This is a genomic window from Moorena sp. SIO4A1, assembly GCF_010672065.1.
Lineage (GTDB): Bacteria > Cyanobacteriota > Cyanobacteriia > Cyanobacteriales > Coleofasciculaceae > Moorena.
Genome location: NZ_JAAHHX010000413.1, coordinates 1 through 1926 on the forward strand (window position 1 = coordinate 1; position 1926 = coordinate 1926).

The following is a 1926-nucleotide window of genomic DNA, read 5'->3' on the forward strand; positions in this document are numbered from 1 at the left end:
CTCCGCTTCCTTCTGGTTGGGTCGGTCGTCCTTGGGCATTACACAATGGTTTCTTAGAAAGCTCAGAGCATAGTGAGTGGATTTTGGGGATTGATGCTGATACCAGACCCCAACCGGGTTTAGTGGAGACTATGGTTAAGCTGGAGTTTAGACTAAATCAGACAGAAACAGTGGGGAAGGAAACTAGTTTTCGTATCAACGATGCTAACTAGTACCCCCAATAAGAAGAGAAGAGGTTCACCAACAAGAAAAAAAGGTAGACTGCAATGAACGCAGACTACCGGATGGTAGATGATCAGAAATAGGCAATGTTCCACATCTACCCATGACAATTTTCGATAATCTCCAACAATTTCGTCAAACAGCCTATAATTGTTTAGGAAAAGCTAAGGATGCAACCTTCGAGTTAATGGATGCAGTCATCCTCACTAAAGAGGTATGCTCATATCCAGAGCTGTCAAGGTGTCCAGCATTTCGCCGAAGTTGGTCAAGTATCTACGAAGCCATCAAAGACACTCGTCCTGACACCAGCCAATTAATGGAACTGTACATTTCCCAGATGTCAGACATCCAGCGACCATTGCTAGCAGGAGATCATACCCCCAGACCACGGCCAGAAGCAAAAACTCTTTGTGACCGTAGCTACGTACATTCGACCGGAAAAACCATTGGCAACAAACCAGTCATCCCAGGACATGATTACAGCACCATCGCTTGGGTACCAGAACACAAAGGTAGTTGGGCTTTACCCCTGACTCATGAAAGAATCACCAGTTTCGACACACCCATAAGCAAAGCAGCAGCTCAGCTCGAACAAGTCTGTTTACTACTCCCGAGTAGACCAATTACAGTTTGGGACAGTGAGTATGGATGTGCTTCGTTCGTCGTTCAAACTGCTGACATACCTGCGGACAAGTTGATGCGCTTGCGTCCTAATCGCTGTTTATGGGGTGCACCACCAGCCTATCAGGGTAAGGGTCGTCCCCAAATTCATGGACAAAAATTTAAATTGAGTGACCCAGATACTTGGTCACAACCGACCGAACAACTAACTATTGATGACCCTCAATTAGGTGAGGTGATCTTGAGGCGTTGGAGTAATCTACATTTTCGGCAATCTCCAAGCCATGGGATGGAAGTGATTCGGGTGGAAGTAAAAGGTAAGTATCCCCATCGTCGAGCTCTCCAACCGATGTGGTTGTGTTGGCTCGGTCAAACCATACCCCCGGTCTCAACTATTTGGCGTGACTATCGACGACGATTTACTGTAGATCATTGGAATCGATTCGCCAAGCAGAGGTTACACTGGCTTAAACCTCGTTTTTCTACTCCTGAACGGGAGCAAAGGTGGAGTGATTTGATGCCAATAATAACTTGGCAGTTATGGCTGGCTCGTACTCTTGTCCAAGACCAACCTCGACCTTGGCAGAAATCTCTGAGTGCAGAGGAAATCACTCCAGGAAGGGTTGCCCAGTCAATGGGAGGAGTTTTGGCGGTGATTGGTTCTCCTGCTAGTTTCCCCAAAGTACGTGGAAAGTCTCCTGGTTGGCTTACTGGGTCTAAGAGAAACAAACGTACTGTCTATCCTCTGGTGAAAAAGGGCATAACCAGAAGGAAAAAGACGAGGAAAAAGCGAAGAACGAGTTAGTTAAGTCTCAGTTTTTTGACCTAATGGCTTGATTTTCCGGCTTGTTGAGGGGCGGAAACGTTTTTGTGTGTCTGTCAATCCTTGTCGTCTGCCTTTTTTTCTAGTTTGTGAAAATTTCCCTCATGGTTGGCTAGGTTAGCCTAGCGAATAGGATAACTTACTTCCTATACTCTCCTTTCTCTGCTTGATAGTCTAAACTCCAGTCGTAAGGAATAGAAGTTAATTTAAACCCAGGAATATGAATATATTTACCCCCATTTTTATGGTGATATAAATAA

General features: G+C 45.3%; 1 protein-coding gene and 1 pseudogene. Both read left to right on the forward strand.

Going from position 1 to position 1926, the window contains the following annotated elements:
• Window positions 1–140 (forward strand): annotated as a pseudogene (locus F6K53_RS38870) (glycosyltransferase family 2 protein); the annotation flags it as partial.
• Between the two features lie 185 nt (window positions 141–325).
• On the forward strand, window positions 326–1648 hold the full coding sequence (locus F6K53_RS38875; RefSeq protein ID WP_293030880.1) for an NF041680 family putative transposase: 1323 nt from the start codon (window positions 326–328) through the stop codon (window positions 1646–1648).
• Window positions 1649–1926: the final 278 nt, after the last annotated feature.

What these genes read in the sequence shown, in the direction of transcription:
- F6K53_RS38875 (WP_293030880.1), top strand. Translation starts at nt 326, where the DNA reads ATGACAATTTTCGATAATCTCCAACAATTTCGTCAAACAGCCTATAAT.